Raw genomic sequence first — 457 nt, 5'->3', positions numbered from 1 at the left:
CTGGAAGGTCTGAAGGTCATCGACACCCTTGGGCAACTGCTCGGGAAAATCGATCATCTTCTGGAAACCGGCGCCAATGATGTAATGGTCGTCAAGCCTTGCGCTGGCAGCCTGGATGATCGCGAACGCCTGTTGCCCTATACTGAGCAATGCGTGTTGGCCGTCGACCTGGAAGCGGGCGAGATGAAGGTGGATTGGGACGCGGACTTCTGAGCGTGGCTAACTTGCGCGTAGAAGTGATCAGTTTGTTTCCCGAGATGTTTTCCGCCATTGGCGATTACGGCATCAACAGTCGTGCGGTCAAACAGGGGCTCTTGCAGCTGACCTGTTGGAATCCGCGAGATTACACGACGGATCGGCATCACACTGTGGACGATCGCCCGTTTGGCGGTGGTCCGGGCATGGTGATGAAGATCAAGCCCCTGGAAGATGCGCTGGCTCAGGCCAAGGCAGCAGC

Annotated in this window: 1 protein-coding gene and 1 pseudogene; both read left to right on the top strand. The window is 57.1% G+C overall.

Annotation, left to right across the window (positions count from 1 at the left end; translation table 11 throughout):
• On the top strand, positions 1-213 hold a 213-nt coding region (locus AC0T7J_RS25265; protein WP_473798504.1), incomplete at its 5' end, for a PRC-barrel domain-containing protein.
• Between the two features lie 11 nt (positions 214-224).
• Positions 225-457 (top strand): annotated as a pseudogene (locus tag AC0T7J_RS25260) (tRNA (guanosine(37)-N1)-methyltransferase TrmD); the annotation flags it as partial.

This window comes from Pantoea sp. E956-1 (genome assembly GCF_982223955.1).
This window is presented reverse-complemented; position numbering and strand designations above follow the sequence as displayed.